The sequence below is a fragment of the Microcoleus sp. N9_A1 genome, from assembly GCF_036701795.1.
Lineage (GTDB): Bacteria > Cyanobacteriota > Cyanobacteriia > Cyanobacteriales > Microcoleaceae > Microcoleus.
In genome coordinates this window covers 1-17,584 of record NZ_JAUBRI010000044.1, presented here as the reverse complement: position 1 = coordinate 17,584, position 17,584 = coordinate 1, and the positions used below count along the sequence as shown (strand labels likewise).

Below are 17,584 nucleotides of genomic sequence, written 5' to 3'. Positions count from 1 at the left end.
TCTTTAGGGATGGATTTAGCTAAGCTATATAATAATAGCCAGTTTACTGCCGTAAAAACCGCACTCGACAGGTGATGTGTATTTCCACTTACTTAATAATACTTGTGGCAAAAAAGAATGTAACTGTAGGTCAGAGCCAAAGCCTTATGTCATCAATCCTTCCCAATCTAACCTTTAAAATTGTCTAACTGGCTCTTTCAAATTACCCCCAACTATCATGATTTCTATTCCGGGATACCGCATTGACGGAGAACTTTATACAAACTCTCACACAGTTATTTATCGAGGCCAGCAGCTTGAGGAACAAAAACCCGTTATTCTCAAAACTCTCACGCCACCATACCCTACCCCAGCGCAAATATCCCAACTGCTGCACGAATCCGAAATTCTTAAAAATTTAAATTTCCCCGGAATAGTCAAGCTTTACAAAATAGAAACATACAATCACTTTCCGGTTTTAGTTTTAGAAGATTTTGGTGGTATTTCCCTAAAAGACTTTCTCAGCAACAACCAGCTAGAGTTACCACAATTTCTGCATATTGGCATCAAACTAGCAGAAACTCTTGGGCAACTCCACGAACACCACATCATCCATAAGGATATTAAACCCAGCAATATTATTGTCAATATCGAGACAGGAGATGTCAAGATTGCTGATTTTGCGATCGCCTCCCTGCTACCGGGCGAAAACCCCGCCCCCAGCCATCCCCATTTACTCGAAGGCACCCTCGCCTATATGTCGCCAGAACAAACTGGCCGCATGAATCGGGCGATCGACTACCGCACCGATTTTTATTCTTTAGGCGTCACCTTTTATGAGATGCTTTGTGGCGAATTGCCTTTTCAGGCGATCGATCCCATGGAATTAGTACACTGCCATATTGCTAAAACGCCAGTTTCTCCTTGTGAATACAGAAAGCAAAAAGTAGAAAGCAGAAGCATCGATGGCAGAATCAATCAAGTAGGAACCAAAGAGATTCCTCAAGTCGTTTCCGATATCGTCATAAAACTCTTAGCAAAAACAGCCGAAGACAGGTATCAAAGTGCTTTCGGACTTTTGTACGACTTGGAAAATTGTCTCGATCAACTGCAAACTACAGGCGAAATTTCCCACATAACCCTCGGCGAGCAAGATCAGTCAAGTCACCTGCAAATTTCCCAAAAATTTTACGGGCGAGAAGCAGAAGTTAATATGCTTCTCAGTATCTTCCAGCGGATGAGGCGAGGCAATACAGAAATCGTGCTGATTTCTGGTGGTGCAGGTGTGGGCAAATCGTCGTTAGTATATGAAGTTTATAAGCCGATTCGGCGGGAAAACGGGTATTTTATTGACAGCAAATTTGAGCATTTTAACCGCGATATTCCCTACGCTTTTTTGCTCCAAGCTTTTCAAGATTTGTTACGGCAAATTTTCACAGAGAATGCCGCACAAATTCATGTTTGGAAACAAAAAATTTTAAAAGCACTCGGCGGCAACTGCCAAGTAATTATTGAAGCTATTCCTGAAGTAGAACTGATTGTCGGGCCGCAGCCCCCCGTGCCCGATTTAGGAGCAAATGAATCTCAAAATCGCTTTAATTTAATATTTCAAAACTTCATCCGCGTCTTTGCTCAAAAAGAACACCCCCTAGTAATTTTCCTCGACGACTTGCAGTGGGTCGATTCAGCCTCTCTCAAGTTAATAGAACTGGTAGCAACTGACCTGGAAACTCAATATTTATTAATAATTGGAGCTTATAGAGAGCAGGAAGTAGATGCAAATCATCCCCTAATGCTGACCGCCGAAGCAATTAAAAAAGCAGGCGGAACTGTGAGGGCGATCGCCCTTTCGCCTTTAGATATAAGCAGCGTCAACCAATTTGTTGCCGATACTTTGAACTGCGCCCTCGAAAAATCCCTAAGTTTAGCAGAATTGCTGTTGCGAAAAACCGCTGGAAATCCATTCTTTTTAACTCAATTAATAAAATTTATTTACTCGAAAACTTTGATTCAATTTAAACTTTCACCCTCTAATAATGTGATCGAGCTAGCTGAACCTAACCTGTCGGGCTTAGCGCAACCAATCTCCGAACAAATGGTGAAAAAATCCCCTATCACAGGCGAGTGGCAGTGGGATATCGAACAAATACAAGAAATGGGAATAACTGACAATGTTGTAGAATTAATGATAGATAACATTCAGAAACTTTCAGAGAATACCCAGGAACTGCTTAAATTAGCTGCTTGTATCGGGAACAAATTTGATTTAAAAACTCTCTCGACAATCGCCGAAAAACCTCTGGCCTCCGCAGCAACAGACCTCGGTGAGGCACTTCAGTCCGGTCTGATTTTGCTCGTGAATAACGCCTACAAAATTCCGATCGCACTAGCAGCAAGCACAGAAGTAACAGACACAATATCTAGAGACTTTACCGATAAATTTTCCCTACCAGTGGCTGAGGTTCCTAGCGCTACTTACCAATTTTTGCACGAGCGAGTGCAGCAAGCAGCTTATGCTTTAATCTCCGATTATCAAAAACAAGAAATTCATCTCAAAATAGGCAAGTTTTTACTACGGAATGCACCGCCAGAGCAATTAGAAGAGCATATTTTTGATACTGTAAACCAACTAAATTCAGCCAAAGAAATCATCAGCAGCCAATTAGAACAATTTCAATTATGCCAATTAAATTTAATGGCAGGCCGCAAAGCAAAAGCAAGTGCAGCTTACGAAGTTGCCCTCAAATATTTAACTGCAGGTATTGAACTGCTTCTCCCCGAAAGTTGGCAAACTGACTACGAGTTGACTCTTGCACTCTACGAGTCAGCAGCAGAAGCTGCTTACCTCAATACTGACTTTGAACCAATGGAAAAATGGGCGAGAATTGTCCTGCAACACGCAAAAAATGAACTAGACAAAATTAAAGTGTTTGAAATCAGAATCATAGCTTGTGCGATGCAAGCCAAACTCCAAGAATCGGTAAAAATTGGTCGCGAAGCACTAAAAATGTTAGGAATCAACTTTCCAGAATCGCCGATTCCCCTCCACATTCAGCAAGCACTGGCTAAAACAGCAGCTTATTTAACAGACAAACAAATAGAAGATTTAATTAACTTGCCGATTATGACAAACCCGCACAAGCTAGCAACTATGCGCGTGCTTTCCAGTATGTTTTCAGCTACATTTATAGTTGAACCTGTGCTGCTGCCGCTGATTGTGTGCGAGCAAGTGAATTTATCTATTAATTACGGAAACTCTACTTTTTCTGCCTTCGGCTATGCTAATTACGGAGCAGTTTTAAAAGGAATAGTTAGAGATATTGAATCGGGCGATCGCTTTGGTCAATTAGCTTTAAATTTGAGCGAGAGATTAAATGCGTTAGAATTCAAAAGCAAAACGCTTAATTTAGTAGCATTCATTTTGATGAACGGCAAGCATCACGTTAAAGACTCTTTGCCGCTATTAGAGGACGCCTATCAAAGCGCGCTAGAAAATGGGGATTTAGAATGTGTTGGATATGCAGCGGTAAATATTTGTCAGTCTTTGTATTTCATCGGTCAAGAATTGCCACAACTGGAACGGAGAATGGTAAGTTACAACCATTTGCTGTTTCAACTCAAGCAAGAAACTGTCTTGAATTGGAATCAAATATATCGGCACACTATTTTACAATTGATGGGAAAATTGGCAAGTCCACACCTTGTGTTAGGTGAAGCATACAGCGAAGAAAAATTGTTGTCGCTGCTGTTGAAAGCTAACGATCTGGTGGGACTACAGCACTTTTATTTGCAAAAATTAATAGTAGCGTATTTATTTGGAGATACCGCTACAGCGCTAGAAAATGCGGCGCAAGCCGAAGAATATTTAGACGGAGTTGCAGGCTTTATTAATGTTTCTGAATACCAGTTTTACGATTCTCTAGCCCGCCTAGCAGCCTATCCATCTGCCACAAATGAGGCACAAGAAGAGCATATTTTTTCCGCTGTCAGTAACCGGAAAAAACTGCAACAAAAAGCGCTTTTTGCGCCCATGAATCTTCAGCATAAATGCGACTTACTTACAGCAGAAAAAGCGCGTGTTTTGGGCAATGTTGTGAGAGCAATGGAATATTACGATCGCGCAATTGAAGGGGCCCAAGAAAACGGATACATACAAGTACAAGCACTAGCAGCAGAATTGGCGGGAGCATTTTATCTATCCATAGGACGAGAAAAAAATTCTAAAACTTACTTGACAGAAGCGCGTTATTGCTATCAGCGCTGGGGAGCAACAGCCAAAGCAGCGCATTTAGAATCAAAATACTCGCACTTGCTAACTTCAGGCTCAATTTCAACTAATATTGAAACTCACAAATCTACCAGCAGCGCTTCCACCACCAACGACAGTGCAGGCGTGCTAGACTTGACCACAGCAGTTAAAGCATCGCAAACCTTAGCCGGCGAAATAGTTCTAGACAAACTGCTGGCAAAAATGATGAAAATTGTTATTGAAAATGCGGGGGCGCAAACAGGCTTTTTAATACTAGAAAAAGAGGGTCAATGGGTGATTGAAGCATCAGGCTCTGTAGATGTCGATCGCGTTGCTGTCATGCAATCAATTCCGATAGATTTTGTAGCCGACGATCGAGAAGTAACTTTGCTGGCAGTTGCAGTTGTGAATTACGTCGCCCGCACCCAGGAAAGTATAGTTTTAAACGATGCCAGCCGCGAAGGGCAATTTACTCGCACACCCTATATAACGACCGTTCAACCTAAATCAATTCTTTGCACTCCGTTAATTAATCAAGGCCAACTCACTGGCATTCTATATTTAGAAAACAATCTGACTACAGGCGCTTTTACACAAGACAGGTTAGAAATATTAAAACTGCTGTCTTCTCAAATTTCTATCTCCATCGAAAATGCCCAACTTTACGCAAACTTGCACCAATTCAATCAGAATCTCGAAAATTTAGTACAGCAGCGTACCTCCGAACTCTCCCAAACTTTAGAAGACTTAAAATCAGCTCAAAATAAACTGGTAGAATCGGAAAAAATGGCTGCCCTCGGAGGGTTGGTTGCAGGTGTTGCCCACGAAATCAATACTCCCATCGGCATCGGCATCACCGCCGCCTCTCTGCTTGCTGAAAAAGCCACAAAGTTTTTTGAGGTTTACAGTAACGGCCAAATAAAACGTTCCGAGTTAGAAAAGTTTCTGGATACCGCCATGCAAAGCAGTAATATGATCTTATCTAACCTCACGCGGGCAGCCGACTTAATTCACAGTTTTAAAGAAGTAGCTGTGGATCAGTCGAGCGAGTTAAAACGCACGTTTAATGTTAAAAACTATCTAGAGGAAATTTTGACATCCTTAACAGCCAAACTAAAAAGAACTAAGCACAAAATAGAGATTAAGTGTGATGAAAATATTGTAGTGGACAGTTACCCCGGCGTAGTGTGTCAAATTGTGACAAATCTGGTGTTGAATTCCCTAATTCACGCCTACGATGGAGAGGACGAAGGAGTTCTGGCTTTTTATTTCAAACTAGAGGGCGATCGGCTAATATTTGAATATGCCGATAATGGTAAAGGAATTGACCCAGAAAATCTCAGTAAAATTTTTGAACCGTTTTTTACCACCAAAAGAGGTCAGGGAGGCACGGGATTGGGACTGCACATTATTTATAACCTTGTTACTCAAAAACTAAAAGGCACAATTAGCTGCACAAGTCAAGTAAATAAAGGCACAAGATTTATGATTGAATTTTCCGCTAAAATGAGCAATTAGTTATTAGACCGCCAACATGGATATAAGTTTTATATAGGAGAACGATATATGTCAGAAGCTAGTAAAAACCTGTTGGCTGCGGGCGATGACGAATTAATCGCGACGGGCGACGATGAATTAATATTTGCCGAGGAAGACGAGGCGGAACAAAAACCACTAGAAGAAAGTTGGAAAATATTAATTGTAGATGATGAAATAGAAATTCACAATATTACTAAACTAGCGTTGAATGATTTTAAGTTTGAAGGGAAAAGCATAACATTTATTAGCGCTTATTCAGGAAAAGAAGCTAAAGAAATAATCCAAGATAATTACGACATAGCATTAATTTTGCTTGATGTAGTTATGGAAACAGAAGAAGCCGGCTTGGAAGTAGTTAAATACATCCGCGATATTTTAAATAATCAAATTGTGCGAATTATTTTACGCACTGGACAGCCCGGACAAGTACCAGAAGATGTAGTAATAGTCAGCTACGATATCAATGATTACAAAACCAAAACAGAACTTACTAATAAAAAATTATTTACTACAGTAGTCACCGCACTGAGAGCATTTAGATCACTCAATCAAATCGAGTCCAGCAAAAGCGAGCTCGAAAAAATAGCCGCCGCATCAGCCCGTTTTGTACCCCGTGAATTTTTGAAATTTCTCAAAAGAGAAAGCATCGTTGATGCCAGACTAGGAGACTCTGTACAAGCAGAAATGACGATTATGTTTGCCGATATTCGCTCATTTACAAGTCTGTCAGAAAGTATGTCTCCCCGAGAAAACTTTGAATTTCTTAACTCTTACTTAAGCCGAGTTGGCCCAGTTATCCGCGAGTACAACGGTTTTATAGATAAATATATTGGTGACGGGATTATGGCTTTGTTTCCTAACAGGGCTGAAGATGCTGTGCAAGCAGCAATTGAGATGCAGCAGCAAGTAAAAATTTATAACAGACACAGGCAAAACAGTGGCTATCAACCTATTTCGATAGGGATTGGCTTGCATACGGGAACTTTAATGTTAGGTACGATTGGCGAAGCGGAACGAATGGAAAGTACGGTGATTTCTGATGCAGTTAATTTAGCTTCCCGCGTGGAAGGATTGACAAAGCTTTATGGAGTTTCTATTGTAGCTAGCGTCCAAACCCTTTGCCGGATAGACGATCCTCAACATTACAAGTGCCGGTTTCTCGATCGCGTTCAAGTAAAAGGAAAACAAACACCTGTTGCTGTATTTGAAATTTATGATGGCGACTCGCCGACAATGATCGAACTAAAAGCACAAACTCAAACTTATTTTGAACAGGGAATTTTTTTTCACTACCAGCAACAATTCGCGCAAGCAAGGCAAATGTTTTTGCGCGTTTTGCAAGTCAATAAGTATGATAAGGCAGCATCTTTTTATGCAGAACGCTGCGATATGTTGATGAAAAATGCAGTCATTATGACTCTGGAAGGAATAGAGATATAGGTAATGGGGCATTGGGCATTGGGCATTGGGTATTGGGCATTGGGCATTGGGCATTGGGCATTGGGCATTGGGCATTGGGAGTTGGGTCGAAAAGAATTAGGAAATGGGCATCAGCTAAGATAGTGAACAGTGAACAGTGAACAGTGAACAGTGAACAGTGAACAGTGAACAGTGAACAGTGAACAGTGAACAGTGAACAAATAACTTAATTTATGCGCTTCAAATCCCTTGATGTTTTTCGCGGAATTGCGATCGCCTCGATGATTCTAGTCAACAACCCCGGCAGTTGGAAACAGGTGTATCCGCCGCTAGATCACGCAGAATGGCACGGCTGTACGCCCACAGACTTGGTATTTCCGTTTTTCCTGTTCATCGTTGGCTGCGCGATGTCTTTCTCGCTGTCAAAATATACTCAAACTACTACAAAAATAGAAACAAATATTTACTGGCGAATTGCGCGCCGCGCCACGATTTTATTTATATTAGGATTGCTGCTAAATACATCTTCGATCGCCCTAGACGTACTTCTCAACAGCGCCCCGATTGAAAACTTCGGTAAAATCCGCATCATGGGAGTATTGCAGCGCATCGGCTTAGCCTATTTCATCAGTGCGATCGCGATTCTCAACCTTTCCCCCCGCAATCAAAAACTGCTCGCGATTGCCGTGCTTTTGGGCTATTGGGGCGCATTACTCGTATTTGCTGTAGGGGGGTACAGCGCCTACGAACTCACGCCGGAAGGATATTTAGGTGGATATGTCGATCGGCTAATTCTCGGCAGCCAACACCTGTACAAAGGAGGCCCCTTCGATCCTGAAGGATTGTTGAGCACATTACCCGCAGTTGTAACCGTCCTGATCGGCTACTTTACAGGGGAATGGTTGCGCGTGCAGCCAATTAAAACCCGCACCAGTATCAACTTAGCAATCTGCGGCCTCAGTTGCGTGATAATCGGCCATTTGTGGGGATTTTTATTTCCGATCAACAAACAACTGTGGACGAGTTCCTATGTAGTTTTTACCGCAGGTTGGGCGTTGCTATTGCTAGCAGCTTGCTACGAAACAATAGAAGTGCGGAATTGGAAATGGGGGCGGCCTTTTGAAATCATGGGAGTGAATGCTATTTTCCTATTTGTCGCCTCTGGAATTGTCGCCAGAATATTGTTGAAAACTCATATTGGTAGCGGCGAAAATGCTCCAACTACCTACACTTGGATTTACGAAAACTGGTTTGTGCCGTGGGCTGGGCTGCTGAACGGTTCTTTAGCATTTGCCGTGACAGCGGTATTGTGTTGGTGGTTGATTTTGTATGGAATGTACCGCCGAGGTTGGGCGATCAAAATCTGAGTAGTCAAAAATAAGTAATATCAATTCCGGTTGCACTCATACATGAGTGTTGAGTGTTGAGTGTTGAGTGTTGAGTGTTGAGTGTTGAGTGTTGACTCGATTTTATTATTCCGATGCAACCGGAAACGATATAAGCCTACCTAAAAAAACAGAATAACCAGATACCCCAGATACCCGACTTCCCCAAGAAGTCGGGTATCTATAGCATTTCTCACTCTCGATTAGGTATAGATCGATAGATCCCGCAATCCTTCAATCCCCACTCTAAAATCTAAAATATAAAATCTAAACCTGTACCTCACCTTTTTGAGAAAGGCTATAATAGCTAGTCGGTCTTGACATCAACAGACTTTGGCGGTTAACGTTGGAAAAAAATGTTTCAATGTTGTAAGGGAGAGAGCAATGAACGACTTTTTAGATAGCTCGATCAGTCGGCAGACATTTGATACGCAGGCTTTGATGAATTCTCACCCACCTAAATTTTACAACCCTAACAAGCAGATCGTTTATGATATTTGTTGTCCACCTGGATGCACTCATCGGGGTCAATTAGCATTTTCCCGATGGTACGCAATGCCTTTTCCAGAATATCTTTCTCCTCTGGAACATCAGACCGATCTTTCTGAGCGAAAGGCATACTTTGGGTACGAGCCATCCCAAAATAGCACTGAGATGGAGTGGTATCTCAATTTCGCTCATTGCGAGCTTTTTTGTGCTTATGGTGGTTCGCTATTTGCCCAAGACGAAATGCAGGTAGCTGAACATCCAGCACTCAGTTCACTGCGAGAAGCTTTACTAGATTCCAACATTAAGCCATTAACAGTGGAGAGTCAACAACCCACCCCGATCCTGATTCGTGGGGTGGAACGGAGGTGTGCGATCGCTACCGATCGCAATTCAGAACAGGGGCGACCTTTTGGTCTTTACGGCAATAACTTTGGACGAGCTACATCAGATGCGATCGCACAAGCGACAAAACCTCTAAACCCGCCTACAATCACAAACATCATTGCGATAGAAGCTCCTTCCTATGGCGAGGGTTCTTATAGCATTGCACAAATTGAATACATTCTTAAAACAGCGTTCACTGGATTTTGTGCAGCACGAATTGAGTCACAGTTAGAGTCGGCTCAAACACCAACTTTGATTATTCATACAGGCTTCTGGGGATGCGGAGCTTACGGTGGTAATCGTGTCTTGATGGCTCTTTTGCAACTGTTGTCCGCTCGTCTCAGTCCAGTGAATTGTCTAGTCTTTCATACCAGCGATGCTACGGGAAGTCAGGATTTGGCAACTGCTCAACAAATACTCGATCGGGATTTAGTACCTGATGATTCACCGGTTAAAGTTTCAGATTTGGTAGAAAAGATTCAGGGGATGGAATTCCAGTGGGGATTTAGCGATGGAAACTAAGAGGATATTCGAGCCAAGGATCGCAAATTAAATAATTTACACAAGTTTGTGGGATGGGCGTCCCGCCCGTCCTTTCTGGATGGGCGGGACGCCCATCCCACAAGAAATATCAAATTGTAAGTTATTTAATTCTCATTCCCAAGTTATACCTGGAGTGAGGAAGATTGTCTCGATGTAACAACTTTTTCTTTGCAATACACAGCTACACTTTTCCCTGAGAGTGAGGAAATCCCACCCGTTCAAGTTTCGACTACGGACTCGATCGGGCCTCAACCCCGCCCAGCTCAAAGATTTTGCCGATTTCTCGATCGCACGCCACCGATCGCTAACTATAAATGAGCCCTAATCGCTAAAATTAAAAAAAGATACGTAATAGGCAGGCCCGGTCAATGATCCCAACAGTTATAGAACAATCCGGTCGCGGCGAACGCGCCTTTGACATTTACTCGCGACTCCTGCGCGATCGCATCGTCTTCTTGGGCCAACAGGTTGACTCTGACTTAGCCAACCTGATCGTTGCCCAATTGCTATTTTTAGACGCAGAAGACCCCGAAAAAGACATTTACCTCTATATCAACTCCCCTGGAGGTTCGGTATCAGCAGGTATGGGCATTTTTGACACCATGAACCACATCCGCCCCGACATTTGCACTATTTGTCTCGGTTTGGCCGCCAGCATGGGCGCTTTTCTGTTGAGTGCTGGCGCTAAAGGCAAGCGGATGAGTTTGCCTCACTCCCGGATTATGATCCACCAACCTCTCGGCGGAGCTCAAGGACAAGCAACCGATATTGAAATTCAGGCCAAAGAGATTTTGTACCACAAACGCCGCCTGAACGAACATCTTGCCAACCATACCGGTCAGCCGCTTTCCCGCATTGAAGAAGATACCGAACGGGATTTCTTCATGTCCGCTGAAGAAGCCAAGGACTACGGATTAGTCGATCAAGTGATCGATCGCCGTCCTTCCGCCAGCCGCCCGATCGCCGCTGTCGCCTAAATAAAAAATTAAAAATCAAAAATGAGGAAATATTCTTCATTTTTGATTTTTAACTTTTAACAGTCATATAGCAGTTTTCAGAGTGAATTACAGATGCTGGGGCGCATGATACGGCGTCAGAGTTAAGTCCTTACTGTATTTCATACAATTGAAAACTGCTATATGTAGCTTTTTCCAAAAAAACCTCACACCTAGAAACCTACAGAATTACTAAGGCAAAGATTCGAGATATTGCAGGAAGTCGAGCAATTCTACTTGATTTAAGAAATGGCGCGCTTCTTTGCCGTAACCTTGTTTGAGATAATCTTTTCCTTGATTGGCAGTCCAGTTCAACCGCTTGATTTCCTCAGTAGTTCTGCTGTAGATTTCCAGATATTCTAAGAAGTCCACCAACTGTTCGCTAGAAAGCTCTCTCTGGGACGACTTGCCGTAATTGTGTTCGAGACAGTCGCTTTCCTGTTTTTTCTTCCATTGCAGGCGTTTGAGGATTGCGTCTATTTGAGCGATCGTATCAGAATTATCCTCGATCGAATCGCTCGGAATTCCCACCGCGATCGGTTGCAATTCCCTCATTTCTGCAGCACCCTGCGGCAGTTCACTTTGGCTAGTAGTCGGCACATCCAGTTCCTGAAGTGGTTCGCCGTAGCTAGAAGAAAGCCAAGCGTCCGAGTCTAACTGCTTTGGTACGAACCCAGTCGCCTCGGCCGGATCGACCGTTGGCGGCAACGGTTCCGGTACAGGTGCGATCGGCTCTTCATTTAATTTCGCTTCAGTCTTGACAAAATTGCTTTGATCTGTTTCCGGCAATTTGTCAGCAACAGGCATTTCTAGAACCGGAAGAGGAACACTTGTCGGCCCAACAGGAACCGGAACAGCAGGAGGAGGGGGAGGGGGAACAGCAGCAACCGGGGAAACGGCAGGAGGAGGGGGAACAGCAGCAACCGAAGCAACCGGAGCAACCGGAGCAACCGGAGCCGGATCAACACTCGCGATCGCACGATCGGGCGCAGCAGATCCAAGAACAGCGATCGCTCGCAACCGGGCGCGGTCTTCAGCATCCTCAACAGACTCAGCAGCAGACATAGCCGTAGCAAGAGTTTTGCCGTCAACCTGAACCAGACAGCGAACAACAAACTTACCGTGATGAACAGTCAGCAACTCACAGATTAACTGTCCAGCGGGATAAAGGGCGCGAAATTCAGCAAACATAATTTTTTGACCCCGAAACCAGAAGGGGCTTATGACTTAAGTGTAGTACAGCCCTGAGAAAACAATTTTCTGAAAGCACATATTCAACATACAATAAATTAAAGGTGAGTCATCCGCGCAACCTTTCACGCCACTAAACCCCATCCCACATCCGGCGGTTTAAGCTAACAAGCACCGGGCGTCATTTCTACCTATAGGAGATGACACAGCAACTAAGCAAAAGTAGTAAAAGTCTCCGGTTTTGTGTAACTTGCACTTTCTACAGCACAGATTGCTCCCGACCCGCTCGTCGTTGCACCTCCGTCCGCAAGGGCAGATTGTGTGCAGAAAACAGGGGCATCGCAGCAGCGAGCTACTAGCAATTTTGCCTTGAGCCGGTAAATTCTTTGCTAAAGCAATAGGCAAGAGGCACTTCAAAAGGAAGAAGGAACAAGGCAGAAGGAACAAGGCAGAAGGAAGAAATGCAAACTTTCTCCCTCTCCATCCCTCCATCGGCTTATCCTCGACTCAAGCCGTTGCTTTCAGTATCGAGCCATCTTTTAAGAACCGACAGGGGCTTTCTAATTTGCGAAGTGTTCGGCGCTGCTGACCTAAAAGCAAACAAACCAACGCTAAAAAATTGTATTGGGGAATAGCGTGGGGGAGAGTTTTATGCACCGTCAGCAGTCAGTTCAAGACAGACAGCAGACAATTAGCACGAAGCTTGTGTCGGGAGAGAATATCAAAAAATCCTCGCGATCGAAAAAGGCGGCTGTACTCGCGTCTTATTAACCCGCGCATTTGTTGGGAAGCAGGCACAGCGAGGGCCCGAGGGGGTGCGGCTGATTTCGCCAAAATTTAGACTAATTGCTGGAAACAAGAGGATCGGATCGCTACATGGAATTTTCTATCGCTGCACTGCTGGCAAATTTTACAGAAGACAAATTAGTGGCTCCCAAAGCATTGGAGAAAAAACTCGATTGCAACGACGCCACCAGTCAACTCAAACTTCAAATCGCATTAGAAGCTCTAGAGAAAATTGGCATATTAGTCAAAGACAAAGGCCGCTATCGCCGAGTAGCTGAAGACGACGTAGTAGAAGCAAAACTGCGCTGTTCGAGCAAAGGATTTTGCTTTGCAATTCAAGACGCTGAAGGCTCAGAAGACGTTTACGTGCGGGAAAGTCACCTCTCGACAGCTTGGAATGGCGATCGAGTCTTAGTCAAAATCATCAAAGAAGGTAGCCGCCGCCGATCGCCCGAAGGCGAAGTCATGCTCATCCTCGAACGCGCCAACCCCTCGGTACTCGCGCGAGTCAAGCAAACCGCCACCCCCACCGGCCGCGTCAGCTACAGAGCAATCCCCCTCGACGATCGCCTGTTGTTTGAACTAGACTTGCTCGCAAACGGCACAAATCTCCAAGAGGCGATCGACCACCTAGTACACGTCGAAGTCAAACGCTACCCCCTCGGCACCCATCGCCCAGTCGGCAAAGTAGTACAGGTACTCGGTTCCGACGCCGAAGCCGCTGACGACCTCGACATCGTATGCTGCAAACACGACTTGCCGCGATCGTTCCCCGCCGCCGTCATCAAAGCAGCCGAAAATTTGCCCAGCAAAGTCAAAAAAACCGACATCAAAAAACGCCTAGATTTGCGTAACATTCTGACTGTTAGCTTCAGCAAAAACGAACCGGGAACAACCAACAGCGAAAACGATGCCCCTCAAGTTGAGGAGGAACATCTCTCCGAAGGAGGAGGCGAAAACGAGTTTGATCCGACATCCTTCCTCTCCGATCCGCCAGTGGAACGCGCTTTGTCGATCGAAACCCTGAAGCCCGGCCGCTGGCAAATAGGAATCCACATCAGCGACGCCGCCGAGTACGTGCAGCCAGAAACCCCGATCGACCGCGAAGCCCGCAAGCGAGGCACCGCCGCCCATCTGGGAGAAAAAATCATCGCCGTACTGCCAGAAACCCTCAACGAGCGCTGCTCCCTGCTGCCAGACAGCGAACGGCTGGCCTTCAGCATACTGCTCACCCTCGACCAATCAGGAGAACTCCTAGAATACGAAATTCAAACCAGCGTCATTCAAATTGACTACCACCTTACCTACGAGCAAGCTCAAGCCATTCTCGAACCAGGCGATGCCGAAGAGCACCCTTTATCCTCCGCCCTCCGTCCTTTCCTAGATCAACTCGGGGCCGCCTCACAGGCTGCCAGACAGACAAGGCTCAAGCGAGGAGCTTTTGAACTAAATTTGCCCGATGCTAACTCTCACTTCGACGACGAAGGCGAATTAGGAGCTTTTGCAACAGCTCCCCCCGCTCAGTCGGCTGTCTCCGAGTTGGTGGTACTCGCCAACCAAGCTGTCGCCGCCCACCTGCAAGCCTTGGGAGTCCCAGCAATTTACCGCGTCCAGCCGATGCCAGACCCGGCAGACATTCAAGAGTTCATCAAACTCTCCAACAACCTCGGAGGCGAACTGTATCTCGAAACCGAAGAAGAAGTTTTGCCCTTGGACTTTCAGCGATTTACCCAGCAGTTTGCCGGCCTGAAGTCCGAAAGAGTTCTCACCTACCTGCTGGAAGACACCATGAAGCCCGCTGTTTACAGCACAACTCCCAAGCCGCACTTCGGTTTGTCGCTGTCAGAGGGTTACACGCGCTGCACTTCGCCGCTTTCCCGCTATGCCGATTTGCTGGTGCTGCGGGTGTTGCAAGCGGTGTTCGAGCAAGGCCGCAGCAGCCGCACAACACGGGCTAAGGAAAAAGTTGACTTGCACCATTCCTCCTGTCACGGTCAAATTACTTGGAATGTTCTCCCCCCAGATTTGCACCACGAATTTGAGACAGAGTTTGCATCGGTAGTAGTACACCTAACCGAACGCGAAAGAGTTGCTGAGGATGCCGAAAGCGATTTGCAGGGATTGAAGAAAACTGGATTGATGAAAGAACGCACCGGCCAAACTTTCCAGGGTTTGATTACAGGCGTGCAGTCTTACGGTTTCTTTGTGGAAATTGAGGTGCGGCCGCCGGAGAGCGACATCTTGCGTGTTGAGGGATTGGTGCACGTTTCTTCGCTGAAGGATGACTGGTACGAATATCGATCGCGCCAGCAAACTCTAGTGGGTCGCAAAAACCGCAATCAGTACCGTTTGGGCGATCGGGTAGAAGTTCAAGTCAAGAGTGTTGACTACTACCGCCAGCAAATTGATTTAGTTGCAGTTGGTGGCGGCAGTCAAGCTTTTGATGATGATGAATAATCTGTTGACTGTTGACTGTTGACAGTTGACGGTTGACAGTTTTTATTTTGTAGGTTGGGTTGAGCGATAGCGAAACCCAACTATACTTAGACAATCTGCGTAAGATCGATCGGCCCTAAAATTAGGATATATAGATTGTTGTATTGACAGAGTGTGGTATCCTCAAACGTTAGTTATAAAAACTTCATCAACAGCAAAACGTGCCCCCAATATACATACTTGGGGCTGGGCCTGCGGGTCTAGCTGCCGCTTATACCCTCACACAGCAAGGTCAAACAGTTGTCGTCGTTGAGCGAGAATCGCAAGTTGGCGGACTCGCTAAAAGCATCGAGTATCAAGGGTTTATTCTCGACCTCGGCCCCCACCGTTTTTACACTAAAATTCCCCCCGTCCTCAAACTCTGGAACGAAGTTTTGGGCACTGAACAAGTCACAGTCAGCCGCCTCACCCGCATTTACTATACCGAGGGCAAATACTTTAGCTATCCCCTCAAAGCCTTAGAAGTCTTATTTGCCCTCGGTATAGTTGAAAATATACGCATCTTTTTTTCTTATTTAGCAGCAAAGCTGTTACCCAACCGCCACCCGGAAAACTTTTCAGAATGGGTGACAGCTAAATTTGGCAAGCGTTTATTTGAGATATTTTTTGAAGCTTATACAGAAAAACTTTGGGGGATTTCCTGCACTGAAATTAGTGCTGAATGGGCCGCTCAGCGGATTAAAGGACTGTCGCTGCTCAAAGCGCTTCGCACCGCTTTTTTGGGTAGCGATGGCAAAGTTAAAAGCCTGATCGATCAATTTCAATTTCCCCGCTTAGGCTGAGGGCAATTATACGACAAAATCAGCGACTATCTACTGGACAAAAATCAAGAAATTCTCCTGAATACAGAAGTAGTGCGGGTGCACGAACACAACAGCCGCGTCACTCAACTCACTCTGAGAAATCGCCACACCGGAGTAGAGTCAACGGTTGGCTGTAGTGCAGTGATTTGCTCAGTGCCACTGAATACATTAGTAGAACAAATGATTACACCCCCCCCCGTAAGCAAATCTTATCATTGGCGCGATCGCTCAAGTTTCGCAACACAATTCTCGTTTATCTAATAGTTGAAGGCAGTCAGTTATTCCCTGACAACTGGCTTTATATCAATGAGCCGAGTGTCAGCGTCGGGAGGGTGACTAATTTTGCCAATTGGTCGCCCCAGATGCTGCCGAATCACCACCAAACGCCTTTATGCTGCGAATATTGGTGCAACTTTGGCGAACCGATGTGGCAGCAGCCGGAAGCTGAACTTTTGAGTTTGGCAGAACAAGAATTGAGAAAAATTGGGCTGCTTCGCGATGAGAAGGTTGCGGGAGGTTTTGTAGTTCGCTTGCCACGTACTTACCCAATTTATGCAGGGGATTACAAGTACATCTTATCAGCAATTCAAACTTATATCAAGCAATTTGAGAATTTGCAAGTTGTGGGTCGTTACGGTGCTTTTAAGTATAACAACCAAGACCACAGTTTGCTGATGGGGATTTTGGCTGCCCAGAATGTGTTGAACCCAGGGAAACATGACCTTTGGGAGGTGAATTCTGACAGTGAATATGTGGAAGAAGCGAGTGTTGATGCTGCGACTACTCCTGCTAGGCGAGCTGGTGTTGGCAGGCGACAAAAACTCATACATTTTTTGCAGCAACGGATATCAAAGAAGAGATTATAGCTGTGATTTTTACATTAATTAGGCAGGATTAACAGAGTATTTTTTGCTTAGAATGAGGATTAAATAGATGATAAATACAAAAAAATCTGGCCTGAGTTTTACAATCTGGGGAGTGCTAACAATAGCTTTTTTGCTGAGGTGTTTATTAACAATTGTGGTTCTTGCTATTAACCACACCTCAGCAGCTTACACTCCCGACACCGAATCATACCTGATAACAGCCAGAAAGTTAATAGAGTCAGGTCAATTTGCAAATGGCCTACAGCCTGAAATCTTCCGCACTCCTGGCTATCCACTATTATTGATACCAGGAATTTTGTTAGGTCAGCAAGAACTTGTGGCAATCTTCATTCAAATAATGCTGAGCTGCTTCACAATATTTCTGTATCGGCTCAATAAGTAGGGGTAGCACAGAAAAAAAAGTAAGCAGAGTGCACAAAGTGTCATAAAATAGGACACA

General features: G+C 44.9%; 9 protein-coding genes. 8 read left to right on the top strand and 1 reads right to left on the bottom strand.

Annotation, left to right across the window (positions count from 1 at the left end; all coding sequences use genetic code 11):
* The first annotated feature begins 217 nt into the window (after nucleotides 1-217).
* The 5 genes from QUA58_RS19770 (at nucleotide 218) to clpP (ending at nucleotide 10,964) form a co-directional block, all read left to right on the top strand.
* A complete protein-coding gene (locus QUA58_RS19770) occupies nucleotides 218-5,746 on the top strand; it encodes an ATP-binding sensor histidine kinase (protein ID WP_333395445.1) in 5,529 nt (1,842 codons plus the stop codon).
* A gap of 48 nt (nucleotides 5,747-5,794) precedes the next feature.
* Nucleotides 5,795-7,207: an adenylate/guanylate cyclase domain-containing protein gene (locus QUA58_RS19765; RefSeq protein WP_333248216.1), complete on the top strand. Its 1,413-nt coding sequence runs from the start codon at nucleotides 5,795-5,797 to the stop codon at nucleotides 7,205-7,207.
* 212 nt (nucleotides 7,208-7,419) lie between these two features.
* Nucleotides 7,420-8,553 carry a heparan-alpha-glucosaminide N-acetyltransferase domain-containing protein gene (locus QUA58_RS19760; protein WP_333395443.1) on the top strand — a complete coding sequence of 378 codons (1,134 nt, stop codon included), beginning with the start codon at nucleotides 7,420-7,422 and terminating at the stop codon, nucleotides 8,551-8,553.
* Between the two features lie 402 nt (nucleotides 8,554-8,955).
* The gene (locus QUA58_RS19755) at nucleotides 8,956-9,966 is read left to right on the top strand and encodes a hypothetical protein (RefSeq protein WP_333395442.1); all 1,011 of its coding nucleotides are present in this window, start codon (nucleotides 8,956-8,958) and stop codon (nucleotides 9,964-9,966) included.
* Nucleotides 9,967-10,331: 365 nt separating this feature from the next.
* On the top strand, nucleotides 10,332-10,964 hold the full coding sequence (gene clpP / locus QUA58_RS19750; protein ID WP_333255332.1) for an ATP-dependent Clp endopeptidase proteolytic subunit ClpP: 633 nt from the start codon (nucleotides 10,332-10,334) through the stop codon (nucleotides 10,962-10,964).
* A 210-nt stretch (nucleotides 10,965-11,174) separates the two neighbouring features.
* Here clpP and QUA58_RS19745 read toward each other — a convergent pair whose 3' ends face one another.
* A complete protein-coding gene (locus QUA58_RS19745) occupies nucleotides 11,175-12,173 on the bottom strand; it encodes a hypothetical protein (RefSeq protein ID WP_333255326.1) in 999 nt (332 codons plus the stop codon).
* Between the two features lie 876 nt (nucleotides 12,174-13,049).
* Here QUA58_RS19745 and QUA58_RS19740 point away from each other — a divergent pair.
* The 3 genes from QUA58_RS19740 (at nucleotide 13,050) to QUA58_RS19730 (ending at nucleotide 17,124) form a co-directional block, all read left to right on the top strand.
* Entirely contained in the window at nucleotides 13,050-15,416 is a 2,367-nt protein-coding gene (locus QUA58_RS19740) for a ribonuclease R family protein (RefSeq protein WP_333255324.1), read from the top strand.
* Nucleotides 15,417-15,616: 200 nt separating this feature from the next.
* On the top strand, nucleotides 15,617-16,237 hold the full coding sequence (locus QUA58_RS19735; protein WP_333395440.1) for an NAD(P)-binding protein: 621 nt from the start codon (nucleotides 15,617-15,619) through the stop codon (nucleotides 16,235-16,237).
* Between the two features lie 236 nt (nucleotides 16,238-16,473).
* On the top strand, nucleotides 16,474-17,124 hold the full coding sequence (locus QUA58_RS19730; protein WP_333395438.1) for a hypothetical protein: 651 nt from the start codon (nucleotides 16,474-16,476) through the stop codon (nucleotides 17,122-17,124).
* Nucleotides 17,125-17,584: the final 460 nt, after the last annotated feature.